Genomic DNA, 2,166 nt, shown 5'->3' on the forward strand with positions numbered 1-2,166 from the left:
TGCCTTGGCCGGGCCGCATGAACAGGAAGGTCTGGCCCACCGCCCTGCTTACGTCGAGTGTCGTTAGCACCTCGGATTCCGCCGACCGGGTCACCGTGAAGACAGCGCCGACGTCAGGTATCCGGACTTCGTCGGTCTCTACGGAGAACAGCTGTGAGTATCGGCAGAAGTGGCTGCGCGAAACCTCGCGTACGCCCATGACACATTCGATGGCGTCCAACAGGTGGCTCTTACCCGACTCGTTCGCTCCGACGATCGCGGTGATCTGCGGGTCGACATCGAGACGCACATGGGGGTACCAGCCTTCCGGCAGGGTCTCCCAGGCCGCGCGCTGAGCCTTCTCGTTCGCACGGCGCTCATAGTCGAAGTTGAACGACTTGAAGAATCTGACGTACACCCGCGTGAGGCGCACCGGCCCTCCTCGGCATCACAATCGCCTGGCATCACAAGCCAGCCGCGTACGAAGAATCTAGCCAGCGGGTACGACAGAACGGCCGTACCGGCCCGGATGGCATCCCCGGCCGAGGCGATGCGCGGACTGAAGAATCTACCCATATCGAGCGGATCCGCACCGGACGTCCCGGAGGGGTCGCTGCCATCGACCGATTGCATCAGAGCGGACCGCAGCGCTCGAAGCGTTGATCGAAGAGGCCACCGTCGACGCGTACAACAAAGACGAGCAACTCACCAGCCTGTACACCACGATCGAAGACAACCTGGCGGCGCCGTTCACCACCACCGTCCTCGGCGTCCAGGTCACGGTACGCAAGGTCGACCTGACCGCCGGCGGCATCGTCGCGATCTCTTCCCGTGGCCGGGACCGGCAGCGGATCGACCTGCTCGACCTACCCCTGCCCCACCCCGCTACTCGACCGCGTCGAATGGGTCGAGGCCTACTGGCACTGGGAAGGACGGTAACCAGATGAGCGAGTGCCAGCACTACGAGTTCACCATCGTCGATCCCCCCACCGCACGCGAAGCCTCGCGATATCACCGTCGAGGGTGACCTAATGGCGGCTTAGGTTTCGAGCTCGTTTGGCGCCGTCCCAGGCTGAGTGGACGGTGTTCGGCGCGCTCCGCAGCCTCCCATCCAGCCGCAGCGGGCCGGTTCGGCCGCTTTGCCGGACCGGGATGCCGCATACGTCCGCGTTCAGTTCCATCGAGTGCGCCGGATCCCTTACCGTCTGGAGGATGCAGCGATGGGATTCGCTCAATGAACGACAGCTCGGCCTGCTTCGCCGTATCGCCGGAGGCGATGACCTCAGCGGCCCGGACGGGATCGAGCACCGCCGGTCGGGACGTGCGCTCCAGGACCGGGGCCTGGTGACCGTGACACGCAAAGCAGGCGTGTGGAGGGCGCGCTTGACCGACGCCGGCCGCTTCTACCTCGAACACGGCCACCATCCCGATCATCCCGACCACCGGGCCTCCCTCCCCCTGTCCGGGACGCCGGCACGCGGCGTCGACAGCGACGCTTCGCCGGCGGACCTGCTCCGACGGGCTCGCGAACTGGTCGACCGCCTGCAGCGCGAGAACGGCACGATGCGCATCGAGAGTCCCGACAGCGGGACCCGGGCCCGGTACCGGCGGATCATCCACGCGGCCAAGCAGCACGGACTTGTGCCGTCGGGTCACCATCTGCGCCACACTGGCCGCGACACCGGCGACATCGTCATCCGCCTGCACACCGACGCCGATCCGGACGAGACCGGCTGGAACCGGATCCGGCTCACCCGGCGGGTCACCGCTGACCCCGAACTGGCGTTCAGCGCCCTCGAAGCCGATCCAACCAACCTCGCCGTCAGCCCTGACCTGCTGCCGCGCGCGTTGCGGCTGATCCGGCTGCTCGCCTGCGAAGCGGACCGGCGCGGGCACCGGCTGGGGGTCAACACCAAGGCGAAACACCCGCGGGTGTTCCTACAGGCCGGGCAGGTCCGGCGCACGGTCACCCTGACCGAGGAACGCGACCACGTCCCGCACCAACCCACCGCCCAGGAGCTGAAATGCTGCGCCTGCGGCCGTGGATGAAACCCGCGGAGTTCGACGTCGTCGCCTCCGGCCGGCTCCGCCTGGAGATCGCCCGCGCCGGATCCAACAACCGGGACACCTGGACCGACACCGCACGCGTACGCCTGGAACAGCGGGTCGCGCAGATCATCCAAGAAA

3 protein-coding genes are annotated in these 2,166 nt (G+C 67.1%); 2 read left to right on the plus strand and 1 reads right to left on the minus strand.

What is annotated here, in order from left to right:
• Positions 1-412: ATP-binding protein (locus tag KJS59_RS30410; protein WP_213457415.1), on the minus strand; the 412-nt coding region annotated here is incomplete at its 3' end.
• Positions 413-638: 226 nt separating this feature from the next.
• On the opposite strand from KJS59_RS30410, the gene KJS59_RS30415 reads away from it, so the two are divergent.
• Both KJS59_RS30415 and KJS59_RS30420 read left to right on the plus strand, forming a co-directional pair.
• Positions 639-926, plus strand: coding sequence for a calcium-binding protein (locus KJS59_RS30415; protein ID WP_249715173.1), 288 nt, complete (start codon positions 639-641; stop codon positions 924-926).
• 436 nt (positions 927-1,362) lie between these two features.
• Positions 1,363-2,028: a hypothetical protein gene (locus KJS59_RS30420; RefSeq protein ID WP_213457416.1), complete on the plus strand. Its 666-nt coding sequence runs from the start codon at positions 1,363-1,365 to the stop codon at positions 2,026-2,028.
• Positions 2,029-2,166: the final 138 nt, after the last annotated feature.

It is taken from the genome of Rhizomonospora bruguierae, from assembly GCF_018397995.1.
Lineage (GTDB): Bacteria > Actinomycetota > Actinomycetes > Mycobacteriales > Micromonosporaceae > Rhizomonospora > Rhizomonospora bruguierae.